The sequence below is a fragment of the Pedobacter cryoconitis genome, assembly GCF_001590605.1.
Taxonomy (GTDB): domain Bacteria; phylum Bacteroidota; class Bacteroidia; order Sphingobacteriales; family Sphingobacteriaceae; genus Pedobacter; species Pedobacter cryoconitis_A.
The window spans coordinates 1,450,229-1,473,773 of record NZ_CP014504.1 but is presented as its reverse complement, the minus strand read 5'-3'; the positions used below and the strand labels follow the sequence as shown (position 1 = coordinate 1,473,773).

Genomic DNA, 23,545 nt, shown 5'->3' with positions numbered 1-23,545 from the left:
GACGACCATATAGTAGTTTAACTATATTATTAGTGCATTTGCAATGCTAAACACAGCAAACAACATTGGGAAAGTAACGGAAAACCGAAACTATAACTCTCTTGACATTCTGATTAGTCTGTGCAATACTGTAATAAAACTTTCACTGCTAAAAAAACCCATTAAAGAAGTAGTAAAAGCAATCTTATTATCCTTGTTGTACAGACTGATCCTCTCATCGTCTATAAAGAAATGGCTGATATCTGCAATACGAAGGCTTAACTCATCAATAATCAGGTGATGCCGATAGACCAGGATCTCTTTTTGAGGCAAATTTAAAAATGAATTCGCTGACTTGGCAAAGTGTTCTCCATTTGCTGTAATTTCATTTAAATCAGGATCACTTATATAGTTAAAAACAATACGATTACCCTTTTTAAGTTCTTTGAATACTTTAGCAGTAAACAGTACCTTATGATAGCTTGAAATCAAATCTATTGCTTTAAATATATGTCTGTTCCTTGCAGTCATAATTTCCCATTGGCCCTCCCTTCTATTCCGGAAAGCTATGTTGTTGGGATTAAAGCTATTTCCCGAACTAAATAATCCAAGGTCATCTATATCTTCAAAAAGTATTGTTTTGAGCTGCCCGCTATTTTCAATTACGATACCCTTATCATAAAGATAATAAGTCTTTCCGATTGTAAAACTTACAGCTGCCAGCAATATAGCTATTGCAATTACCATGATTAAAATGATAACCCAATAAAGCCGGTCAATTTCTCCTGAAAGATTTGTATTGTATATAACACTTGAAAAACTGAGATGATTTTGCTCTTCTGCCGGAATAATTGCATTCACATAGATCAGCCAGGCAAGCCCCGATAAAAAAACAAAGATACCGACAGCAAAAAATACAAAAATCTTAGGAGGACCGTGTTTACTTTTCAGTATCCCTAGTCCTGGTAAATTATTCATGCTATTCGTAAAACTTATCTTAACATTATGACCAAGAGCGCTCTGCCTTAGAGATTTCTAATATAGGAAATTAATCCATAAATTAAAATAAGTTTTTCATTAGCTAATAATATTAATTAAATAAGAAATAGCATTCGGAGAATGTATGGCAGCCGTTGATTCTAATGTTGCTTCAGTGACTTCTACAGCTCTTAAACGCATGTTTTCTTCATAAGCAGCAATTGCAGATTTGATAGTTGTAAAATTATCATTAGTCAGACAGTTACTCAGCTCCAGGGCATCAAGCATCGCCATATTCACACCTTCACCTGCATAAGGAGGCATCAAATGCGCCGCATCTCCCAACATAGTCAAATTAGGTAAAGTTTCCCAATTCTGATCCAGCGGCATATAGTACTGCGGACGCGGTATAAATCCTGAACTTGCGTTTTCAAATAATTCAAGCCATACTTTATCCCAACCTTCATATTCTTTTTTAAACCAATCTATTACCTGATATTTATCAGAAAAATCAATGCCGCATTCCCGGCTCCATTCCTCGTTTGTATTCACACCCGTATAAAAAACCAGGCTACCGTCTCCCTTAGAACTTACAATCAGAGATCTTTCGTTTCCCATGGCAAATATCTTTCCGCCATTTAATAGCGCATGTATTTCAGGGCACGCAATTTCACTATGATACACTGCTCCTTCCACAACCGTAACTCCCGAATACAGCGCCTTGATTGGTGTTAAATAAGGACGGATTTTCGAATTTGCACCATCCGCAGCAATTACCAGATCTGCGTAGACAGCGTTGCCATTTTGAAATTCCAGGTCCCAACCTTCTCCCTGTGGGGAAAGCGAAATAAAATGGCTGCCCCACACAACAGTTTCCGGTAATAAGGAGTCCAGTAAAATTTGTTGTAAAGGCCCACGGTCAATTTCAGGACGGAATGTTTCTGGTGCCTCTGCTGCTTCTTTATTTCCCTGATCGTCAAATATAATATTGGCATGCTGATCTGTCAGCCGTAATTTATCTGCACCCGGACGGTAATTAGCCTTAAACTCTTCCATTAATCCAGCCTCATCAATAGCCTTTAAACCAGATTCATAATGCAAATCTAAAGTCGCTCCTTTCGGCCTTGCCTCACTATTAGCATCCCTTTCATATACTTTGACATTTGCACCTCTGCTTTGTAAGATCCTGGCCAATGTTAATCCACCCGGGCCAGCTCCAACTATTGCAATCTTTTTGTTTTCAATCGTATTCATAAGCTATTTATTTAAGCATTCCTTTAATCACGGCCTCACAGCATTCCAGAATTATTTCCTCTGTAATAATTTGTTCAGGCCGCTCTTTATAATTAAAGTATTCATTGACCAGATCTAAAAGCGGGGAAAATAACATAGCGCGGTGTACATCATGCGGGAAATCTCTGATGATATTTTTAGCAACATTCAATTGCAAAAAATCGTGTATGGGTGCAAAGAAATGACCTTGTTTAATATTTGCCTTTTGGAAAGCTTTATTTAGCAAAGGCGATGACTTACCATACTGAAGTAAAGCAAATGAGTTTCTGTTCTCTTTCAGATAATGAAAAGTGTTGAGCCAGATCTTTTTAACCCCCTGGTTAAAATCCACGTCAGGATTAAAGTTTTCCAGCACAGCTTTTTCATAAGCTCCTAATACATCTTCAATAAAAAGCGTAATCAGCAAATCTTCCTTATTTTCGTATTTGATATAAATGGTGCGCGGAGAAACATTAGCGGCTTTCGCTAATTTCTGCATGCTCAGGTTCTCCAGCCCTTCCTCTGCAATTATCTGCAGGGCTATTGTACGGATTGCTTCCTCTTTCTCTAAATTCTTTGGTCTCATAATCAAAGATTTCCCTTTCGCTGTAGAAAAGGATAAATCATAAGACAAACATAAGTAAATAAACGTTTACTTATAATATATAATACAAAAAACTACTCAGACACCCATTTCAACCTCAAAAACAGCTATTTATTAAAATAAGTCAGGAATAGTGTTTAGCAATTTCTTGCTTTTATCTTTCAGCTCATTCCCTTTTTGGATAATGGACTTGGGATCACTCATCTTTTGCAGCTCGGCATTGACTACTTCAAACCGATCTATCGTATCAAACATTTTATCAGTTTGCACAATGTTATGTTCTTTCAGGAATGTTCTCCAATCAATTTTAGCCAAAACAACCAACATTTGCCGGGTCGCTATTTTACCAATAAAGAATTTGTCATAAACACCACTAAGTTTTGCATCAGGCTCCCTTTTATTCAGGTATTCGATGGATTGCTGTATAGATTCACGCTCACTATCACTCAGTAAAGGGCTTTTCTTTAACTTATTCAGGGAGGCTATGGCCTGCTCATTTTTACCTCTTTTGATATATACAAAACTCTCTATACTCCATACCGTCTCATTTTGAATGCCTAATTGATGCGCATCTGCCAGGAAAACCTCAAAGTCGTCCAAAGCCCTGGTTTCATCAATATCACGCTTCATCATTAAACGATCCAGACCTCTGAAAACATGATTTAAACCATGAAAAGCAACGTGCGTCTGCTCATTATTAAATTTACCCCATTTAAAAAATGCACGTGTATAAGGCAAATCTACTTTTTGCTGTTTGTCAAGCCATTTGATATTATTACCAATTTCATCTTCCGATAAATAATAGAACTTGTTCGTAAAAAATAGTAAACCCCTTACAAATTGCAGCAGCGTCTTTATTTCACCATCAGGCAATTTATCAGGTTGTGTCTTACTGCATTCGTAAAGAGAGATTTCCATCCCTAAATCTTTTGCTGCCAACGCCAGCATACTCAAAATAGCATGTTCTCCGTTTTGCAATACCATTTTATCAGCTTCGGAACGATGTAGAGGTGCCGTTTTTGGTTGTATTCCATCTAACAACGGAGGAAATATATCTTCATCCGTCTTGATCACGAAACTCTTAATTTTACTATAATCCCGATACAATAGTGCAGCATCGACCAGGGAAATATTATTTTTTCCAGTACCCATTTTATCAATAATCCCAGATACCGCCCGTAACTCTTTAGCGTGATCACGATATTCAGGCATCATTGTATCCTTTACAGCAGATGCACGTACCCCAAGCTTGGCGAATTTCCAGAATATAATTTTATCCGATGTCAGGCTTTTCACTAATCCCAGACGGTCTTTTTCCAATAGTAACTGGTCAGTTTGCTCACCTGAACACCCTACCATCATCATTGCAATAATTGAAAACGCTAAATACTTATTCATCAAGAGTAATTATAATTATTTTAATCGATTATTTTTGAATTTAACAGCCTCCGAAAGTATAGGTAATAATAACACCCTCTTTTGTTTCTTTCAACGTTATACCTGCTGAACCACCCTCCTGATAAAAAAAGAATTCTGTATCAATGTTACGCTCTTTCATCGTATCCTTCTCCAAATCTTTATTATACCACCAGCAGAATTTATCATATAAACTATTGGTCACTACTCTTTTCTTAACATCATGAAAATCAATATCTATTGAATCATTATATGAAGTTAACTTTAGCATTAATAAAATAGCTTCATGCTTCGCTAAACCTTTTAAAAACAGCCTATGCGTTTCACCTCCAGGCCCATCTTTCTCAAAATACTGATACGTTGAAACCTGGTAGTTACCATTCTTAAACCGGTAAGTTTTTTGATAATTAATCTCGTCTTTACTTCCTTTTGGCAACTCCTTTTTACTCCTGGAAACCGGAGTACCAAAGAACCTGGTCAGATAACCAGTTGTTAATTCTTCAAAATCATCTTTATTGTTTTTAGCTATCTGCAAATCGGGTAAACAAGACAAGAACAGCTGCGGCACGTACCCGCTTTTATCCTGATATTTTACTTTAGTCCAGGTTCCAGGCATACTATACCAAGTACCACCATTACTGGTCAGTTCTTCTTTTCCCGGTAATTCCGTAATACCATAATAGCTTAATATGATATTGAAGGATGGTAATACTGCCTGACTAACACTTTGCTGTAATCTAGCTCCTTTAGGGATTTTAAGTAACACACGGCTCCCGGCTCCTGGTTTTTCATATAAAGGAAGTTCGCCCCCCTTCCAATTGTATACTGATTTTACTTGCGAATCGGAACTCAGGCTACTGAAAAGCAAGACAAAAAATATTGATATTTTTAAAACGTACATATAGAGCTATTTAACTTTATGACTTGATTATTCAAAATGAAATGGAACTTTTTTCACTGGTGGTTTACCTTTAAAATTTTGTGGAGGAAGCGCATCTTCTCCTTTTGTGCTCAAGAGCTGTACTTCTTTAATAAAAGCCTTTCCACTCACTGCAAAACCAAACTGCCCATTAGGTTTCACAAAGTTTTTGCTATCTGTAAAAGAAATCACCTCTTCCTCATTTATCCAGATAAAAAATTGGTTGCCGGCTCTTTGGATTTTCCATTTCTGCCAGGTATATTGTTTGGGCCTATCTACTTTTGGCATCCTACCAATATGCCCGGTACTTTGGATAAAGCTACCTCTCTGATCGAGATTAAGCATTAAGGAACGGTCTTCAATAGCAACCCGGTCTTCTAACTGGTTGAGCAGAATTCCGAGGAATTTAGGGCCATTCAGGTTGAGAATTACTTCAAACAAGTTCGATTCTGGCTCAACTAAGGATGAAAATGTCAGGATATAGTTATCTGGAACTGATTTGTTACAAAGCAAAATAGCCCAGTTAACATCCCTGCTTCCATGAATCATATGATCCTTGACTTCCCAGTTTCCATTTACGGTAAGCCAATTTTTCTGAAGCTTGTTTTTTCCGAATGTTTCTTTAAACACGACTTTGCTTTGTGCATTAGTAATCAAGAAGGTACTGAAGATTAAAAAAGATAATAGAAGGATTTTGCGCTGATTCATTGTCAATATTTAAATAACTAATGCTTTTTGGATACGCAACTTATCATTTTCTGTTGAACTACTGGTTAATTATTTTGACTTTTTTACAGTGTATCTAAAGTATTTCATGGGTTTTCTACCCTGTAAACTATTCATCATTGTGTTCTAAATACACTCATTAAAACACTAAAATACATGGTTTCTTCTTATTTAGGCTTGTCAGATGGGCAAAAAAAGATATCTTTAAACCATATTTTTTTATAATGATTAAAGAAGAATTTAAGCCTTTCACACCTGCAGAAAGTAATGTAGCAGAATTTACAATCAAGTCCATCTTACTGGGATGTATTGCCGGGATCATATTTGGTGCTGCCACCGTTTATCTCGCTTTAAAAGCAGGATTAACCGTCTCAGCATCAATTCCTATAGCTGTACTGGCTATCACGCTGGGCAAGAAATTTTTTAAAACAACTATCCTGGAAAACAACATTATTCAGACTACAGGGTCTGCTGGTGAATCCATCGCTGCCGGTGTTGTATTTACCCTTCCGGGATTTTTATTCCTGAGTACAGATATTGGCGGACAAAGTTCAGGAGAAGCATTTTTCAATTATATGACGATTCTGATTCTCGCTATCCTTGGGGGAGTTTTAGGAACGATGATGATGATCCCATTAAGAAGGTCATTAATCGTCAAAGAACACGACACACTACCTTATCCTGAAGGAACAGCCTGTGCATCAGTATTGAAAGCCGGAGAAAGAGGTGGATCATTTGCATGTACAGCTTTTTGGGGCTTAGGTTTTGCCATGATTTATGCATTGCTGCAGAAAGTTTTCCATGTGATTTCTGAAGCGCCAACCTGGGTAACGACACAAGCTAACAAATTTCTCCCTTCCGCACAGGTTAGCGGAGAGATCACACCAGAGTATATGGGTGTTGGTTATATTATCGGGCCAAAAATTGCCGGAGTACTGGTAGCTGGTGGTGTTCTTGCCTGGCTTGGACTTATTCCTTTACTTGCCACATTAATTGATCCTGCATTAGCAGCACATCAATTGGTAAAGCTTGGCTTACTTGCAGATATTACTAAAGCAGGTGGTTCTGTAGGCTGGAATCCTGCGACACAAACGTTTTCAGATTATCCATTAGCAATTTATCAGGCTTATGTGAAACAAATTGGTGCAGGCGCTGTAGCTGCCGGAGGATTTATCACTTTATTAAAAACAATCCCTACCATTATATCTTCATTCAAAGATAGTCTGGGTTCTATTAAGGAAGGAAAAACAGTAGCAGAAACTAAAAGAACAGATCGTGACCTTTCTCTGAAAGTTGTTGGTGTAGGAAGTTTAGCATTGATTATTCTTGTGGCTGTATTACCACAAATTCCAAGTAACGGGATTTTAAGCAATTTATTGATTGGCGTACTCGTAGTATTATTTGGTGCATTCTTCGTGACAGTATCCAGTCGTATTGTTGGTTTAATCGGATCAAGTAACAACCCTATTTCGGGTATGACGATTGCAACTATCATGGGGACCTGTCTTGTTTTCATTGCAGTTGGATGGACTGGTAAGGTCTATGAGCCAATGGCATTGGTTGTGGGTGGTATGATTTGTATTGCAGCAGCTAACGCGGGTGCAACCTCTCAGGATCTTAAAACGGGTTACATTATTGGTGCTACACCAAGATATCAGCAGATCGCCTTATTTATAGGTGTAATCGTGTCTTCTATTGTCATTGGACTGACTGTTCGTATTCTAGACACCCCTACTCCAGAAATGCTTGCACAAGGTATTAAACATGCCATTGGTACTGAACTATATTCTGCTCCACAAGCTACTTTGATGGCAACGCTGATTAAAGGGATGCTTTCTTTTAACCTGGATTGGCAATATGTGCTGGTTGGTGTATTTATCGCGATTACTATCGAGTTATGTGGTATCAATTCCTTATCATTTGCGGTAGGCGCTTATTTACCTTTATCTACTACTTTACCAATTTTTGTGGGTGGTGCAATCAAAGGAATTGTAGACTGGAAAGAACGCAAAAAAGTGAAAACTCCGGAAGAAGAAGAATTAGGCCCTGGAAATCTTTTTGCAACGGGGCTTGTTGCTGGTGGTGCACTGGCAGGAGTTGTCGTCGCAATTCTGATGGTAATCCCTTCTGTACGAAGCAATCTGAGCAAAGTAGATGTTCAGCCATTATTTACCCGCTGGTTTGGTGCTGGTGGTTATGAATTGCTGGGTGTATTGATCTTCCTTTTCATGGGATTTGTATTGTATAACATTTCAAAAAAGAAAAACGAAGCTGAAGACATCGTAAAATAGAGGTTCATAAAGGAGGTTTATCACTATTAAAACCTCCTTTATTAGCTTAATTTAACAGTTTTTTAACGTTAAATGCAATTAATCAGGCTTAGAATCAGGCTACTATAAGATAAGGGCAATATTTATTTGCACTATATGTATCCTACTCCTATATTTGCATCACTTTAAACGGAAACGCTTTAAAGTATTGTTCTGAAAAGAATGATGATTCCGTAGCTCAGCTGGTAGAGCATTACACTTTTAATGTAGTGGTCCTGGGTTCGAATCCCAGCGGGATCACACCAAAGACTATCAAAACGTATAAAACCCTGCAATCGATCGATTAGCAGGGTTTTTGCTTTTAGGGAATTGCCAAAATTCGCACGAATTCACAAAACTTTGGATCAATACCAAAACTTGTGGGGCTGAATTAAATTAGGCGTAAATCCGAGATAGTCTGAACAAGAAAAAATCGATATTTCTCACCCCCCTGAATTGGGATCTAAAAGCTTTGAGTTTGGCATTAAAAGATTCCGCAGAAGCATTGGTAGATCTGTTGTCGAAATAATTCAAGATCGTTTGATAGTGATTTTCAATGGTTCTTGAAATGGTATTAAAAGCTTTAAATCCCGCTTGCCTTACCTTTTCGTGCCATCTGGCCAGCCTGGCCAAACCATACACTTTATCGGTAGTTTTTTCAAAGATATTGCTGAGGTTCATACTTAAATCATAGGCCTGCTTCAGATCCGGATAACGCTCAAATAACAGATCTGCTCTTTCTTTTTGACTTTGAGTCCAATGTTTAGCACGTTTATACAAAACGTATCTGCTTCTGGCCAGTAATTGCTTGAGGGTATCCCCATTAGGGAGAAAGCTGGACTGGAAATCATAGTTCCCTTTTTTCGCCTTTTCTATCGCTTCATTTTCGGCATCTAATGCTGCCCATCGGTGCTTGATTCGCATTTCCTGCAAGGCTTCTGTGGCCAGTTGCTGTACATGAAACCTGTCGGTTACCCTGACCGCAACAGGAAATGCTCTTTTGGCAATCAGTTCCATATTACCAGCCATATCCAACGTAATTTCTTTCACCTTCCGCCTTTTATTCAATGGAATTTTTCTAAGCACTTCAATGACAGTTTCTGCTTTTACACCTGCAACAATTGCTACAATTGCCCCTTTTTTACCTCTGGCAGCTTTATTAGTGACAATGGTATAAAGCTCGCCATGGGACACGCTGGTCTCATCTATGGAAAGTTGTGTACCCAGATTGTCTGGATAAAGCAACCATTTACTGGCATGTTCTTTTTGATCCCAACTCTTAAAACCACTTAAAAAATCCTTGTACTGACGCCCAAGATTTCTGCCTTTTACTCCATAAAAGTTCCCGATCGTTTGAATATCATTCGGGGCGGTACTGACTGAGTTGTTTTAAAAAAGCCGCGAATTCCCCTGTCATTCGCGTTCCCTTAGCAACCAGGCTCCAGTCTCGGTAAGCCACTTTTCCTGTGGTATCGTTCAGCCATCTGCGTCGTTTGATATGAAAAAAGACCTGATGTCCGCGCATGGGGAAATCCTGGACGGTGATGGTAGGAAAGAAACCTTTGGACTCCAGTTTATCCTTTTCAAATGCCACTGGAATAGAATTCACCTCTTCCAGAGCAATATGTAAAATATCATGCTCTTTACGAGCAGATTTCAACTCAAAATTCTCTAATATAAAATCGGGTAATAATAAACGTAGGAGCTCTTGGTAACTTGATAACATCTGTAAAATTCAAAGCCCAAAACTAAAAATTTTCACGCTTCCCCACAAGTTTTGGTATTGATCCCTTAAAAGACAAGTAAAACGAAATTCAGAACGTTTTCCTGAATATTTTATGTTTTAATTGACTGAGGATGAATATATATTTTTTGGTGACGTAAGGGTTAAATGCCTGGTGCTTGTCATACCTCAAAAATAGAATTTATGAAAACAAATTTCAAGTGTCCGAAGCCGACCTGCTCAAAAAATGAAAATTGCAGTAAAATGCATATCAAACGCAAATATTTATCAATGATTGCACTTTTGATGGGCTTTGTATTAATTTGTAGTTGCAAGAAAGATCATAATATTAAGGAATCCGCTCCAAGTAATTCCGGTTCTTCCGCAACTGCCCAAATTCTCGATACAATAATTAATACTGGAACCTTCAAGCTACACTTCCGGATTGCCAAAGGAAAAGGAGTGCCGATTGTTTTCGAAGCCGGAGCAGGCGATGATGGTTCGGTATGGAAATCATTAATTGATCCATTACATAATTCAACCGGTGCGCCCCTGATTACCTATGATAGAGTAGGATTTGGCAAAAGTCCTTTGGATACCGTTGGATTAAATATTAATAATGAAATCAATAGCTTAGGTATTGCACTGAATAAGTTGGGATATAGCGAGAATTATTTCCTGGTAGGTCATTCATTTGGTGGTGCGTATACAATAACATTTGCAGACAAAAATCAGGGTAAAGTAAAAGGCGGAGTAATGATCGATATTACAGCACCAAATTTTATGACAGAAGAATTCACAAATGCTTTGGTAAATTCTTTTGGATCAAAGCTTGATGAGGCAAAGATATCAAACCCCGGACAATATTACCAGTGGATAAATTATAAAGCGTCTATAACGCAGCTGCATGCTTCAGCAAGTAGTCTAATAATCCCATTAACTGTTATCTGTGCTGAGCAGAGTCCATTAACAGGAGATGATAATCTTGCTTGGCGAGCAGGTCAAAAAGCTTTTGCTGCACAGCGGCCGAATCGAAAATTTGTACTAGCTGTAAATACTACTCATTATGTTTTTTGGGATAATCCTAAATTGGTAATCGATCAGATTACTACCCAATATAAAGCAGATTGCTTATAATAAATGAAAAGATGAGCGGTTCGGTGAGTACCAAATCAAAAACTCATCAAATACTGAATCAACCCTGATTTTCGCATTATGTTCACATCCCAGCAGGATCACCAGAATACCAAACGCTTCTAAAGTAATTTAGGAGCGTTTGGTTTATACATCTGCCCTAAAATTTTTACCCACTTTTTCACCGAGTGCGTAATAGTGTCTAAAATTATAAATAAGCGGTGACCATTTTGATGGATCAATATAGTCCTGGTTGATTACTAAATTTTCATGTACCCTAACATTAACCACTTTCATGTGGACACTAGCAATTAAAGGAATAAAATCTATAGTAGACTCTACGATATAATGATTTTGCAAAACACATTCTAATTGTATGGGACAACTAGCGATAGCAGGCGGAGTAACCACTTCAGCAGCCATGGGCTGAAAATTTCCCGCTGAAAATTTATCTTCTTCATATCTATATTTTCCGCTCTTATTTGCCGGTACTGGATTCAATCCTGTTAAATTTGATATTTTTTCAATATTTTCAAATAGATCGGCAGATGGTAAATTGACAACACATTCTTTGATCTCAATAATATTCTGATAAGTCTTACTATCGCATCCAAGCCCGATCACTAAATTATAACCCAATGCCCATAAAGAAGATATGGGGCCTATATTCGTCTTAGCATTTTTATCAATAGAAGTAATTAATGCTACTGGTGTACCAAAATAGAGTACTTTAGGTTGTATAGTTAAAAATACAGGTATATCTTCTTTCTTGTTTATCATAAATTATATTTTGATTGTTAGCAATACTGAACTTTAGGTAAGGTTCTCTCTATACTGCATAGCAACAAATTTCTGTTAATCCTGCAACATATAGTTCATTCTAAACTGAAGTATGTATTTCAGAATACAGTTATATTGGAAATTAAATTCCAGGCTCAAAACAAATCCGGTCAACCTTCAGATAAGCATCCCAAAAAAGTAAATCAAAAACTGACAAGTCTCTCAGATCCTGATGCCCGTTTGTCCTGTAAACCAGGAAAAGTGACCATGCTTAGCGCTACGAGTTATACAAAAGTGGTATAACTCTATCCGGAAATAATATCCGAATCAATTTCAATCAGAGCTTTAAAAATATTGCAACCCTCTTCTTTTATTTTGACAGGTCGGATTTTGTTTACACTGGTGAAGATGAAGTAAATAAATTTTTTAAATAATTAAGGAATTTTGCAGAATTAAATTCTCGTTACTTTATATTTACATAATGCGCTGTCTGCAATGACTGGGTTTAACTCCATGGTTTTAATATAAACCTATTAAATAAAATTTATGAAAAAATCTACAACTAGCCGGGTGCTGCTGCTTATCCTATGTTTACCATTTGTGGCATTTTGCCAGAATGACCCTATTTCAGCGGGATCCAACATCGCTATAACTTCAACCGGAAGCGGTAAAGTAAAAGGATATATTCATAATAACATCTTTACTTTTAAAGGAATACCTTACGCTAAATCAGATCGTTTTACCACACCTGAAAAGCCAACACCCTGGTCTGATGTGCGCAGCTCTATGACCTATGGCCCAGTTTGTCCTACGTCACCCACTACCACAGTGAATGATCCCTTTGAATTTGCCTTCCATCACGATTTGGGCTACTCCAACGAGCATTGCCAGACACTGAACGTATGGACGCAAAAATTAAACGATGGCAAAAAGCGCCCGGTGATGGTTTGGCTGCACGGAGGCGGTTTTACAGATGGCTCATCAATCGAACTGCCATCTTATGACGGCGAAAACCTGGCAAAAAAAGGCGATGTAGTATTAGTTTCCATTAATCACCGCTTAAATGTGCTGGGTTTTCTTGACCTCTCCGCCTATGGCGATAAATATAAAAATTCTGGAAACGCTGGGTTAGCTGACATTGTTGCTGCCTTACAATGGGTAAAAGAAAATATCGCGCAATTTGGCGGCGACCCTGATAACGTTACAATCTTTGGACAGTCTGGTGGTGGTGGCAAAGTTACCTGTATGATGAATACGCCAAAGGCTAAAGGCTTATTCCAAAAAGCTATAGTAGAAAGTGGTAGTTATATCACTTCATTCAATGAAAAATCAGTTTCGCAGAGAGTTGCAGCAGCTTTATTGGAGGAATTGCATTTAAAACCGTCCCAGGTTGATTCGTTGCAAAAAATCCCTTATACTATCTTGAATGAAGCTAGCAAAAAAGCACTCAGAAAAATTTCAATGGAGATGAGGAAAGCAGGAAAAGCAGGTGACGGAGGATGGAATGCGGTCTTAAACGAAGACTTTTTCCCTAATCAGCCAACCGATCCCGCGGCAATGGAGTTATCTAAAAACATACCTTTATTAGTTGGCACTACAAAAAATGAATTTAACGTATTTGCTCCATCGCAAGAAAACCAGAGCATGGAAGACCTTAAAGCCGGCCTGCAAAAAAGATACGGAGATAAAACGGATGCTTACATGGCAGCGGTAAAAGCTGCTTATCCTTCCACCAGCAAGCCGTCAGGATACACAGATATTGATCTTAGTTTCAGGCCGATGGCTATCAAGCAGGCCGATATGAAATCGGGGCTGGCAGATGCTGCACCGGTGTATATGTATTTGTTTACCTGGCAATCGCCTGTAAACAATGGGTTATATAAAGCGATGCATTGTATGGACATCGCTTTCCAGTTTGATAATATTGCGCGTTGCCAGGAAATGACAGGTGGAGGAAAAGATGCCGTTATATTAGCAGGAAAGATGAGCAGTGCCTGGATCAACTTTGCTAAAACCGGAAACCCAAATGCTGCTGGCTTACCAAAATGGCCCGTTTACACATCCGCAACTGGCGCTACGATGCTATTTAATACACAATGCGAAGTGCGTAACCACCCTGATGCAGAATTATTAAAGATTGCAAGTTCGGTTAAACCTGCTGGCGGCATGTAATACAAAAAGCCATTAAAAATCTCATTTCGATACGCTCTATTATAAGCTTGCGGATGGAAATGGGATTTATTTATAAAGGCTATTCATGAAACAAACTGTTAAAATTGTATTCACACTGATTTGTACTGCAGGCTTTTCTGCAATACCTTCGCTGCGAAGGTAAAAACTTCAGAAGCTTAAAAGGCAGACAGAAAATCAATCTACTGATGGCTCATTTAACGGTTGATGATCGTCCCAAATCAATGATCTATACTTGAAAGCCCAGGTGACTTGATTAGCGCCGGGTGAACCTATATCGTCCGGGTACTGCCTGAGTACTGTCCGGGTACTCGTTAGGGTAAGAGCAGTGCTAAAGTAACGCGAGAGCATGGCAAGTCCAAGTCAAAACAACTAGTTGAAATGACTTAGACTTGCCATAGTTAAAGCCCGTTCTCAACCTGGTATCATCCCGACCACCACTCAGGCACAACCAAACCATAACTAGTTGAAGATTCATGAAATTTATGATTTTCATTTTGAATAACCTATGGACAACTACGAACAATTGCAGACAGCCACGGACAATTACGCACATTTTCTACGCAAGAGGATAATCCTTAACGATAATGGTCTACATTAGTGGAAAAGAAACTATTTATGGAAATCCGGAAAAGCCTGCTTTAGTAAAGCGCGTTAAACAAAACCCGTCAATTTGAGATTACACATACAAGTAAATTATTTTATTTATATTTATAAAAGCTTAAGGGCAGATCAATTAACAGCATACATCATGTGTAATTCCAAATCATTAATTAAATCGGCTCTTTCGCTCTTTCTTATTCTAATTACTGTATTAATTTCATGTGATCATAAAGACAGTAACATTGCTTCTCTGAACTGGTTTGACAAAACCGATATTTATATGGGCGGCGAGCTGGGCGACTCCACTACTTACTGGAAAAACAGAAAAGCCATTGGCCTTGACAAAAAAGGAATGTTTGCCAATGCAGTAACGGTATCTGGTAAAGACACCTATTTAGCAGGTTTTATTGCTATAAAAGATAGTTTAACTAATAACAGTAAAGCACGTGCGGTATACAGTAAAAATGGAAATATAGTTTTTTTGACTGACGGAAGAACTGCTGCGGTCGCTACTGCCATTGCGGTATCAGGTACAGACATTTATGTAGCAGGTTATGAATACAATGGCGATAAAAATACCGCTGAGCCCGTTCATTCTCAAAAATCAATAGCTAAATACTGGAAGAATGGGATTCCTGTGGTTTTAACAGATGGTCATGCAAACGCCAGTGCCACAGCTATTACAGTCAAAGGAACTGATGTGTATGTAGCAGGCTATGAAAAAGACGAGATCTCTGTAGCCAGATATTGGAAAAACGGTAAACAAACAGCGCTGAAGATTGATAGCAATTTATCAAATGGAGCAAATTATTCAGAGGCCTATTCTATTTTTATTGCAGGGGACGATGTCTATATTGCCGGAACGGAATGCGGACTTGCAGCCTATTGGAAAAATGGTATACCAGTATTACTGGCTCCCAAAAAGAGTCTTAATCAATCAGGTACCGATAATGAAAGTTCAAAAGCGACTTCCATTGCTGTTTCGGGACAGGATGTACACGTAGCCGGCATCCAGGATACACTTGCATCCCTTTTCCATACCGTCAAATACTGGAAAAACGGAAAGGCCACTACCCTATCCAAAAAACCTCTTGATGCAAAGACCAATGCATTTCTGGCGTTAAACGGCCATGATGTATATATTACCTGCACACTTGCGGATCCTGCATTTAATTACCAAACTATCGTCTGGAAGAATACTGCCCCTTCTATTTTCAGTAAAGAAACAATGCGTGTGACTTCTATTTTCGTAGCAGACAAATCTCATTAACTCTAAAACTAAGAAATAAAACCATAATTAAAACAATTTTTATAACTGATTGTTATAAAGTTATTTACACCGTCTCCCATTGTATTATATTTTCTTATTTATTTATCCTACTTAAAATCTATCCAACTTGGAACAGAAAATAATTACAGAGATCCACATTGAAGGGAAAGAAGTATTACATTTCTCAAACCTGATTATCCGTCAGTATTTTAACCGGCATCATGAATTTGAATTACATGTTGACCACGATACTTTTGAACTTTCAGGAAGTTACCGCGCTGACCGCAGCAGAGAGCTGATCGGTAAAGACATATCAATTGTATTAACTGATAGTGTAACCGGGAATGAGACCCGTTTTGCAGGTATCATATTTGAGATCGATCTGGCTCAGGGACACGGGTTTCATGGTGAAGTGATACTAAGTGGATTTAGTCCTACGATCTTACTGGATAGTGGTCCTAACATCAAGTCCTTTAAAGGAATGACTCTTCAGGAGATCGTGAATAAAGTGGGTTCTTCGGTAGCAGGGAATGATCTTAGCTTCTCCGTAAAACCGCACTATACGAAGCCTATACCTTATATTACACAGTATAAAGAAAGTGCGTTTACTTTTATGAACCGTCTTTCTGCAGAATATGGAGAATGGTTCTATTATGAAGGGGATACTTTACATTTTGGAAAACCCGACAGCCAGGTAGAAGTTAACCTTATATATGGACAGGATTTACATAATCTGAATTGGTCAATGAAACTCAGTCCGGTGAATACTTCGCATTACAGTTATAATTCCTCCTTACACCAGCTCAATAATTCTGAAGCAACCGGAGAGGTTAGCGGACTAAATGAGCAGCATGAATTTGCAGTATCCAGGTCAAAAAGCTTATTTTCTGAAACCTATGATACTCCTGTAAATACACGTGTTCAAAATCAAAAGGAACTGGAAAACATCGTTAAATTACGTAAAGAAGGTACAATAGCTGATATGGTCAGGATTACCGGACACAGCCGGAACCCTGGTGTAAATCTGGGAAGTATCGCAAACATTGAAGTCTCCAGAAAAGAGCTGTCTGATTTTATTCAAGAAACCTACGGAAGTTACTTAATTACAGAAGTAGTCCATCAGATAGATGGAAATAATCGCTATATCAATGACTTTATTGCTATCCCTTCTGCTACTGAAATAATGCCTGTTCATCATGTTGTTTATCCTGTAGCAGAATCTCAGGTAGCTACAGTGACCGCTAATCATGATCCTGAAGGTCAAAGCCGTATCCAGGTTCAGATGTTATGGCAAAAAGATGAAACAACTGAATGGATCCGGGTTTTACAGCCTGATGCCGGAAGTGGCGAGGTCAATGGGAATAACAGGGGGTTTTATGTCATCCCCGAGATTGGAGATCAGGTCATCGTCGGCTTTAGATATAATGATCCTAACCGGCCTTTCGTGATGGGAAGCATCTACCATAGCCAGAATACTGATAGTGCAATACAGGCAAATAACCATCTCAAAAGCCTGTCTACACGCAGCGGACATATGATTGAATTTGATGACAGTAAGGGTTCTCAGGGAATAACTATTACCGATCAGAATAATAACGTGATACATATTGATACTCAGGGTAATAACATCACTATTTCTGCATTGGAAACGATGACCTTCAACTCGAAAAACATGAAGATCAATGTCCAGGAAAATATGGACGTATCCGTTGGAAAGAATAAGAAGGAATTTGTCACTGAAAACTTTGATTTACAGGTTAAGAACATGAAAACCACGGTGGCAGAAAATGCAGATCAGGTTACCGGTAAAAAGGCACAGCACATTGCAGGAGAAATGACAATGCATACAAATGAAGGGAAAATACTCATTGATGGTACAGGAAAGATCACCATACAAAGTAAAGACCGGATAGATTATGGAGAATAACAGCGCTGCATATGATCTATAAAGGAATGGAATATGCGATGCCGGTCACTCCCCTTTTGAAAGAACTGACCTATACTGTACGGCTCACAGATCAGCTTATTATTAACGATAAAGAAGATAAGACGCTAATTGAATTTACCTGTCGTATAAAAGCTGATGATGAGCCTCAGCAGTATCTTCTTTTTTTAGATAACCTTAAGATCAATGGAAATGCAGAAGGTGATTATGAAAAACACGAATGGTTATTCGCAAGGTTATTTTCTATCAACAGCAACCTTATCATCAAAACCGATCAGTACGGATCTATAACAGGTATAGGTGATAAAAAAAGGATCTTGTCAGAATGGGAATTAGCCAAAGAAGATATCAGTGCTGTATATGAAAAAAATGAAATAACCGGACTGTTTGATAGTATGGATTATACTTTGAAGAATGACATGAAATTACTTTATCATAATGATCCGCTGCTCAATCTTTTATTTAATAATATATATCAGACGTATACAGGAGAAGAAAGTATTGGAACTGAAAAGATCATACTTAAACACTTTGGGGCAACCGGACTGCCCGTGATAGAATATAAAGAGCTGGTAGCTATTGATGAAAATTCAAATATAGCAACGATAGATGTGACAGGTCAGATCAGTGAGTCGTTCACTGATATGGAAGGGATGAACAATTACCTTGCAGAGGTAACCGGACAGGAATCTGATGAAGAGATGGATTATTATTTTGATTACCAGGGACGGTATGAGCTGAGCCTTGGAGTACAACATCATATAGATAAAGCAGAATTAACCATTTCCGGTTATTGCCCAGGGTATAAGAAACTAACTGTTTATCACTTAAAGTTACAGCCATGAGTAGAAAATATGTTATTGATGGTGCCTGTGTAATATGTTCGCTGGGAACCGCTAAGGGCAAAATAAAAGTCACTTCTCAGCATAAATTATTTATACAGGGGAAGTTAAAAGTGACCGATGAAGATAAAACGTTAGCACCTAATTTTGGTTCCTGCAAGCGTTCATCGAACCAGCCCCCATGTGTTCCGGCTTTACAAAAGTGGCAGCAGACCAGTAAAAAAGTGGTAATGGGCAGCAGGAAGTTCGTAATGGATAACTCTACTGTTAAATGCAGTAATGGCGGTCTCATCATTATTGATGATGATCTGCAGCGGGCCTCACCGGGCGGTGCTGATCCGGAAAAAATAAGCCAGCTCTCTTCTGCAATGCCAATGGTACCTTATCAATCAACCAATATATCAGGCAACTAGTTATGGGTAAGCAGAAAACTATAGAAAAGAAACCGCAGCCGGCAATTAAGGTGAAACCCAAATTAAAAGAACCATTTCCAGCCGCTGTAGTTGACAATACATTTGTATACCGTCCACAGCGGAGTCTGGTAGCGACCGGGGGAATGAAACTAAAGCTTAAAAGCGGCCATCCGGAATTTAAAGGGTATATAATTTTTATAAATGGCTTCTGGGGCGATCCGGTAAAAAACACCGGTGCAGTGGCCTGGAACAGCTTAATGGATAAAGTTCCTGAGCGCGGTGATTCCTATAGCCTTAGAGGTGCTGAAAATACCAATGAAAAAGATCTTACGGATGATGACGACAGGTATACACCCGAAGAATATAAAAAAGATACAGCTAACCCAAATAAGGCCCGGATTAAGGAATCTATTAAGAACGGGCTCTTTCCAGCAAGGGCAATATATATGTATTTCCATGCTACTAAATTCCAACGTTATGTGAAATACTGGAATGTGAAAGAGAATAAATATCAATTCACCACAAAGTATGCTGAATATTTTGACGCCAAAGATAATATACACTATTTTAACGGGTCTCATGGCTTGCAGTCAGATCCCGGACACCGGATGCAGCATGGTTATAAACAGGGTCTCACCTGGGCAAAACTGAATCTGAAATATATGGAAAAACCTAGTTATGATACTTTCCTTCCTTATATGCCCGGTTTAGCATCACCAGAATATAATCCAATTACGATTGTAATGCATAGCCAGGGAAATGCACTTGGGGTTGGTGTAGCAAAGGGGATCTTAGCGCATTTACAGACACTCAAATGGGATAAAGCTGCGATAAATATGGTTTACTTAGCCCTTCATCAGAATAGGGGTTTCACCATAGATGAGTACAACGACTATAAGAAGAAAAAACTGGATATGCTTGCCAATAAGCATATGAAAGCAAAATTAGCCGAGTTTTTTGAACGAAATAAGCTTTATATCGCAAAAGGTATTGACGAATATGCGGGTGAAAGGATCGTTGGCTGGAATAAACTTAAATCAAGAGGAGTGCAATTTACTTTTTCAAATGACCGTTCAGACGTAGTGAGCCGTCTGGGTGATATTCACGGTATTGCCAATGCCTGTAATAGTGATGGAGATGATATGCATTTTACCCCTTTTGAAGTTACCCCCTCTTCTTACCGGATCTTTTCCAAACATATCTTAAATAAGATATTAACGTACGACAATGAAGGTACAGGAGTAAATGTGGCTGTTAAACAAAAGAAAACTGTTATTTATACGGATCTGGTGGCTGACTTTTCGAAGGTGTACCATGCCTATAAAGCAAAACAGGCAGATATTGAAGCTGGTCGTGATAAGGCTTTCTACACCTATACTTCTACCGGCAGTACCATGGGAATTGCTGTAACGAGTACTGTTTATACAATACGGCGTTATGAAGATGCAGTTGTCACTGCATATACAAAGTTATTTGATGCAGAACTTGCTGCACACTCCGGCCCTGTAGCATGGGGATTGGATACCAGGGTATTAGACTGGGCGCCCGGCAAAAGCGTCTTCGATATGATCAAGGAGAAAGGTGCTGGTATCTTTTACCGCAAGGCAAATAAGAATTCAAAACTATTGATTAACCCTGCACAAATCCATTAAACTAAAGGAGATCATATTATTCGAATACAAAAAACGGCTTTTATAGCACAAACCCGTGCTATTGTAAAGAAAGAGCATATTCGCACCCCTCTTCGTTAATATACTCTCATTCATGTTGTGATCATATCATACCTTAAGCCCTAAACTCAGCTGTGTGATTCCTGTTTTTTCTCATAAAAATGCCCCCAAATAGTGTATAACTTTTTGGGGCATTGCAAAACCGGAGGCTTTTGTTTACGAAAACACCAATTAATTTTACAGTTTAAACTTCAACGAGCATTTTACCCTCATTGTTTCCTGAGAAAAGGCCGATGAAAGCTTCAGGCAATTTATCAAATCCTTTAATTATGGTTTCCCTGTAATGAAGCTTGCCTTCGTTTATCCACTGTTCCAATTGCTTTCTGCCTTCCGGAAAACGCTGTTTATAGTCACTGATTAAAAATCCCTGCATCAATAATTTTTTATAAACAATCAGGGGTAGTAATCTTAATCCACTGACGGCCTCCTGATCGTTATAACTGTCAATGGAACCACATACAACCACTCTGCCGTAATCGTTCATACGGCTAATCTCTTATTAATAGAAATCTTAAAAGATCATGCGACGGATTATCATGTCAACAATTAATAAAAAGAATATACAGCCAAAACAATCAATACCCCCATGCTCCTGCTTTAATGAGAGTCTCTGGTTACTGTTGAACCTGAGCCGCCTACTAAAAAGTCCAGATCAGCACCCTTATCTGCCTGCTGAACATGTTTGATATATAAGTTTACATAACCACGTGTTGCAGCAGGAACTGGCTGTACCCAATTGTTTCGCCTCAGGGCTAATGCTTCATCACTCACTTCAAGGTGGATACGTTTATTGGCTACATCCAGCTCAATTATATCTCCGTTTTCTACAAAAGCTAAATTTCCACCAATAGCAGACTCTGGCGATACATGCAGTACAACTGTACCATATGCCGTACCACTCATCCTGCCATCCGATATCCTTACCATATCTGTTACGCCTTTGTCAAGCAGCTTTTTCGGTAAAGTCATATTGCCTACCTCAGGCATACCTGGATAGCCGACCGGACCAACCGTTTTCAAGACCATTACACAAGTTTCATCGATATCCAAATCAGGGTCATCTACTCTCGCATGGTAATCCTCAATGTCTTTAAACACTACTGCCCTACCTCGATGCTGCATCAAACTGGGCGTAGCTGCAGATGGCTTTATAACCGCTCCGTTAACTGCAAGATTACCTTTTAGTACAGTAATTCCGGCTTCTTGAATGAGTGGCTGCTCAAATTCATAAATAACTTCCTTATTATAATTTATTCCTGTATTAGCTATGTTCCAGGCATGCGTTTTCCCGCTTACCGTAATGGTATCCATTTTTAAAACAGATTGCATTTGTTTTAAAACAGCAGGTACACCACCAGCATAGTAAAAATCCTCCATCAAAAATTTCCCTGAAGGCATAAGATTTACAAGAAGAGGCATTTTACTGCCAATAGCATCAAAATCCTCTAAGTTTAGCGCTACCCCCATACGCCCTGCAATAGCGGTGAGGTGAATAATAAAGTTTGAGGAACCTCCTACCGCAGCATTTACCTTAATTGCATTTTCAAAAGCATCCCGGGTTAATATTTTAGAAATTTTCAAGTCTTCTTTAACCATTTCAACTATTCTCCTTCCGGATAGCTGAGCAAGCCTTTTCCGGCGGGAATCAACGGCAGGTATAGCCGCACCACCAGAAAGGCTCATACCTAACGCTTCTACCATGCAAGCCATAGTGGAAGCCGTTCCCATTGTCATACAGTGGCCCGGACTACGAGACATACAACTTTCTACTTCTGCATATTCATCATAAGTAATTTCGCCTTTCTTTAATTCCTCTGTCAGCTTCCATACACTTGTTCCTGAGCCTATGTCATGTCCGTGATATTTTCCGTTTAACATGGGCCCGCCAGGAACCACAATCGTTGGCAGATCTACACTTGCCGCTCCCATTAACGTAGAAGGCGTAGTTTTATCACAGCCAGTAAGTAATACTACACCATCAATAGGGTTGCCTCTTATTGATTCCTCTGCATCCATACTGGCGAGATTACGGAACAACATGGCAGTGGGTTTCATGAGCGTTTCTCCCAATGACATGATGGGGAATTCCAGTGGAAAGCCGCCAGCCTCCAATACCCCGCGACGAACACTTTCGGCAATATCGCGCAGGTGGGCATTGCAAGGTGTAAGTTCAGACCATGTATTACAAATCCCTATTACCGGTCTGCCGTCAAACATATCTTCGGGCATGCCCTGGTTTTTCATCCAACTGCGATAGATGAGGCCCATTTTATCTTTTTTCCCAAACCAGGTCGAACTTCTATATGATTTCATGTCTAGAATATAACTAATTAGTATCCGGATCTATTGGGCCGTCTGTTACCAAAAGGCAAGGACCTAAAGCGGTAGCCCCATTGTATGATTTTGCCTGCGGTAGGTTGCTCCTGTTGACAAACCTATTCCAGCCTTTCTCTTCTGTTAATAAATATTGGTTATTGAGATTTATAATAATCCCGCTAGAGGTGTAATAAATTCTCATAATTATTTGGTTTAGTTTTTTGGATCGAAAATCAGGTTTGAACTTATTTAAGTATCCAGGCGGTAAAATCTAAAGGCAAATAAGTCCTTTTAGCGCACATTTAAAGCATGATGTTAATATAATACAATAAAATGCTTCAATACTAAAATTACTGGTTTGCATTGCCTGATTTGATGACGATTTGATCATCTAAA

The 23,545-nt window shown here is 38.8% G+C and carries 19 protein-coding genes and 1 tRNA gene; 9 read left to right on the top strand and 11 right to left on the bottom strand.

Annotation, left to right across the window (positions count from 1 at the left end; genetic code table 11):
- Positions 1-90: 90 nt before the first annotated feature.
- The 6 genes from AY601_RS06275 to AY601_RS06250 all read right to left on the bottom strand — a co-directional run bounded on the left by AY601_RS06275 (position 91) and on the right by AY601_RS06250 (position 5,876).
- Positions 91-957, bottom strand: a complete 867-nt coding sequence (locus AY601_RS06275; protein WP_068398028.1) for a hypothetical protein — start codon at positions 955-957, stop codon at positions 91-93.
- 99 nt (positions 958-1,056) lie between these two features.
- Entirely contained in the window at positions 1,057-2,211 is a 1,155-nt protein-coding gene (locus AY601_RS06270) for an FAD-dependent oxidoreductase (protein WP_068398025.1), read from the bottom strand.
- 7 nt (positions 2,212-2,218) lie between these two features.
- Complete coding sequence (locus AY601_RS06265; protein ID WP_068398022.1) at positions 2,219-2,815, bottom strand: TetR/AcrR family transcriptional regulator; 597 nt, start codon at positions 2,813-2,815, stop codon at positions 2,219-2,221.
- Between the two features lie 132 nt (positions 2,816-2,947).
- Positions 2,948-4,231: a hypothetical protein gene (locus tag AY601_RS06260; protein ID WP_068398019.1), complete on the bottom strand. Its 1,284-nt coding sequence runs from the start codon at positions 4,229-4,231 to the stop codon at positions 2,948-2,950.
- A 40-nt stretch (positions 4,232-4,271) separates the two neighbouring features.
- Complete coding sequence (locus AY601_RS06255; RefSeq protein WP_068398016.1) at positions 4,272-5,150, bottom strand: hypothetical protein; 879 nt, start codon at positions 5,148-5,150, stop codon at positions 4,272-4,274.
- 27 nt (positions 5,151-5,177) lie between these two features.
- Positions 5,178-5,876, bottom strand: coding sequence for a hypothetical protein (locus AY601_RS06250; RefSeq protein WP_068398013.1), 699 nt, complete (start codon positions 5,874-5,876; stop codon positions 5,178-5,180).
- Between the two features lie 242 nt (positions 5,877-6,118).
- On the opposite strand from AY601_RS06250, the gene AY601_RS06245 reads away from it, so the two are divergent.
- On the top strand, positions 6,119-8,185 hold the full coding sequence (locus AY601_RS06245) for an OPT family oligopeptide transporter (protein ID WP_068398010.1): 2,067 nt from the start codon (positions 6,119-6,121) through the stop codon (positions 8,183-8,185).
- Between the two features lie 206 nt (positions 8,186-8,391).
- Positions 8,392-8,464, top strand: a tRNA-Lys gene (locus AY601_RS06240).
- 135 nt (positions 8,465-8,599) lie between these two features.
- On the opposite strand, the gene AY601_RS06235 is transcribed toward AY601_RS06240, so the two are convergent.
- Both AY601_RS06235 and AY601_RS06230 read right to left on the bottom strand, forming a co-directional pair.
- Positions 8,600-9,553 carry a transposase gene (locus tag AY601_RS06235; RefSeq protein WP_068398007.1) on the bottom strand — a complete coding sequence of 318 codons (954 nt, stop codon included), beginning with the start codon at positions 9,551-9,553 and terminating at the stop codon, positions 8,600-8,602.
- Positions 9,554-9,563: 10 nt separating this feature from the next.
- On the bottom strand, positions 9,564-9,929 hold the full coding sequence (locus tag AY601_RS06230; RefSeq protein ID WP_068398004.1) for a transposase: 366 nt from the start codon (positions 9,927-9,929) through the stop codon (positions 9,564-9,566).
- Positions 9,930-10,130: 201 nt separating this feature from the next.
- On the opposite strand from AY601_RS06230, the gene AY601_RS06225 reads away from it, so the two are divergent.
- The gene (locus tag AY601_RS06225) at positions 10,131-11,063 is read left to right on the top strand and encodes an alpha/beta fold hydrolase (RefSeq protein WP_198163631.1); all 933 of its coding nucleotides are present in this window, start codon (positions 10,131-10,133) and stop codon (positions 11,061-11,063) included.
- Positions 11,064-11,207: 144 nt separating this feature from the next.
- Here AY601_RS06225 and AY601_RS06220 read toward each other — a convergent pair whose 3' ends face one another.
- On the bottom strand, positions 11,208-11,840 hold the full coding sequence (locus tag AY601_RS06220) for a flavin reductase family protein (RefSeq protein ID WP_068397998.1): 633 nt from the start codon (positions 11,838-11,840) through the stop codon (positions 11,208-11,210).
- A gap of 546 nt (positions 11,841-12,386) precedes the next feature.
- Here AY601_RS06220 and AY601_RS06215 point away from each other — a divergent pair.
- The 6 genes from AY601_RS06215 (at position 12,387) to AY601_RS06190 (ending at position 20,755) form a co-directional block, all read left to right on the top strand.
- Positions 12,387-14,012 (top strand): carboxylesterase/lipase family protein, encoded by a 1,626-nt coding sequence (locus AY601_RS06215; protein WP_068397993.1) that lies wholly within the window; start codon positions 12,387-12,389, stop codon positions 14,010-14,012.
- A 769-nt stretch (positions 14,013-14,781) separates the two neighbouring features.
- Complete coding sequence (locus AY601_RS06210) at positions 14,782-15,903, top strand: hypothetical protein (RefSeq protein ID WP_068397990.1); 1,122 nt, start codon at positions 14,782-14,784, stop codon at positions 15,901-15,903.
- A gap of 127 nt (positions 15,904-16,030) precedes the next feature.
- A complete protein-coding gene (locus AY601_RS06205; RefSeq protein WP_068397987.1) occupies positions 16,031-17,830 on the top strand; it encodes a type VI secretion system Vgr family protein in 1,800 nt (599 codons plus the stop codon).
- An 11-nt stretch (positions 17,831-17,841) separates the two neighbouring features.
- Entirely contained in the window at positions 17,842-18,693 is an 852-nt protein-coding gene (locus tag AY601_RS06200) for a hypothetical protein (protein WP_068397984.1), read from the top strand.
- Positions 18,690-19,103 carry a DUF4280 domain-containing protein gene (locus AY601_RS06195; protein ID WP_068397981.1) on the top strand — a complete coding sequence of 138 codons (414 nt, stop codon included), beginning with the start codon at positions 18,690-18,692 and terminating at the stop codon, positions 19,101-19,103. The genes AY601_RS06200 and AY601_RS06195 overlap by 4 nt, the downstream gene beginning before the upstream one ends.
- A 2-nt stretch (positions 19,104-19,105) precedes the next feature.
- Positions 19,106-20,755 carry a hypothetical protein gene (locus AY601_RS06190; protein WP_068397979.1) on the top strand — a complete coding sequence of 550 codons (1,650 nt, stop codon included), beginning with the start codon at positions 19,106-19,108 and terminating at the stop codon, positions 20,753-20,755.
- A gap of 262 nt (positions 20,756-21,017) precedes the next feature.
- On the opposite strand, the gene AY601_RS06185 is transcribed toward AY601_RS06190, so the two are convergent.
- Positions 21,018-21,317 carry a hypothetical protein gene (locus tag AY601_RS06185; protein ID WP_068397976.1) on the bottom strand — a complete coding sequence of 100 codons (300 nt, stop codon included), beginning with the start codon at positions 21,315-21,317 and terminating at the stop codon, positions 21,018-21,020.
- 113 nt (positions 21,318-21,430) lie between these two features.
- On the bottom strand, positions 21,431-23,146 hold the full coding sequence (locus tag AY601_RS06180; protein WP_068397972.1) for an IlvD/Edd family dehydratase: 1,716 nt from the start codon (positions 23,144-23,146) through the stop codon (positions 21,431-21,433).
- Positions 23,147-23,545: the final 399 nt, after the last annotated feature.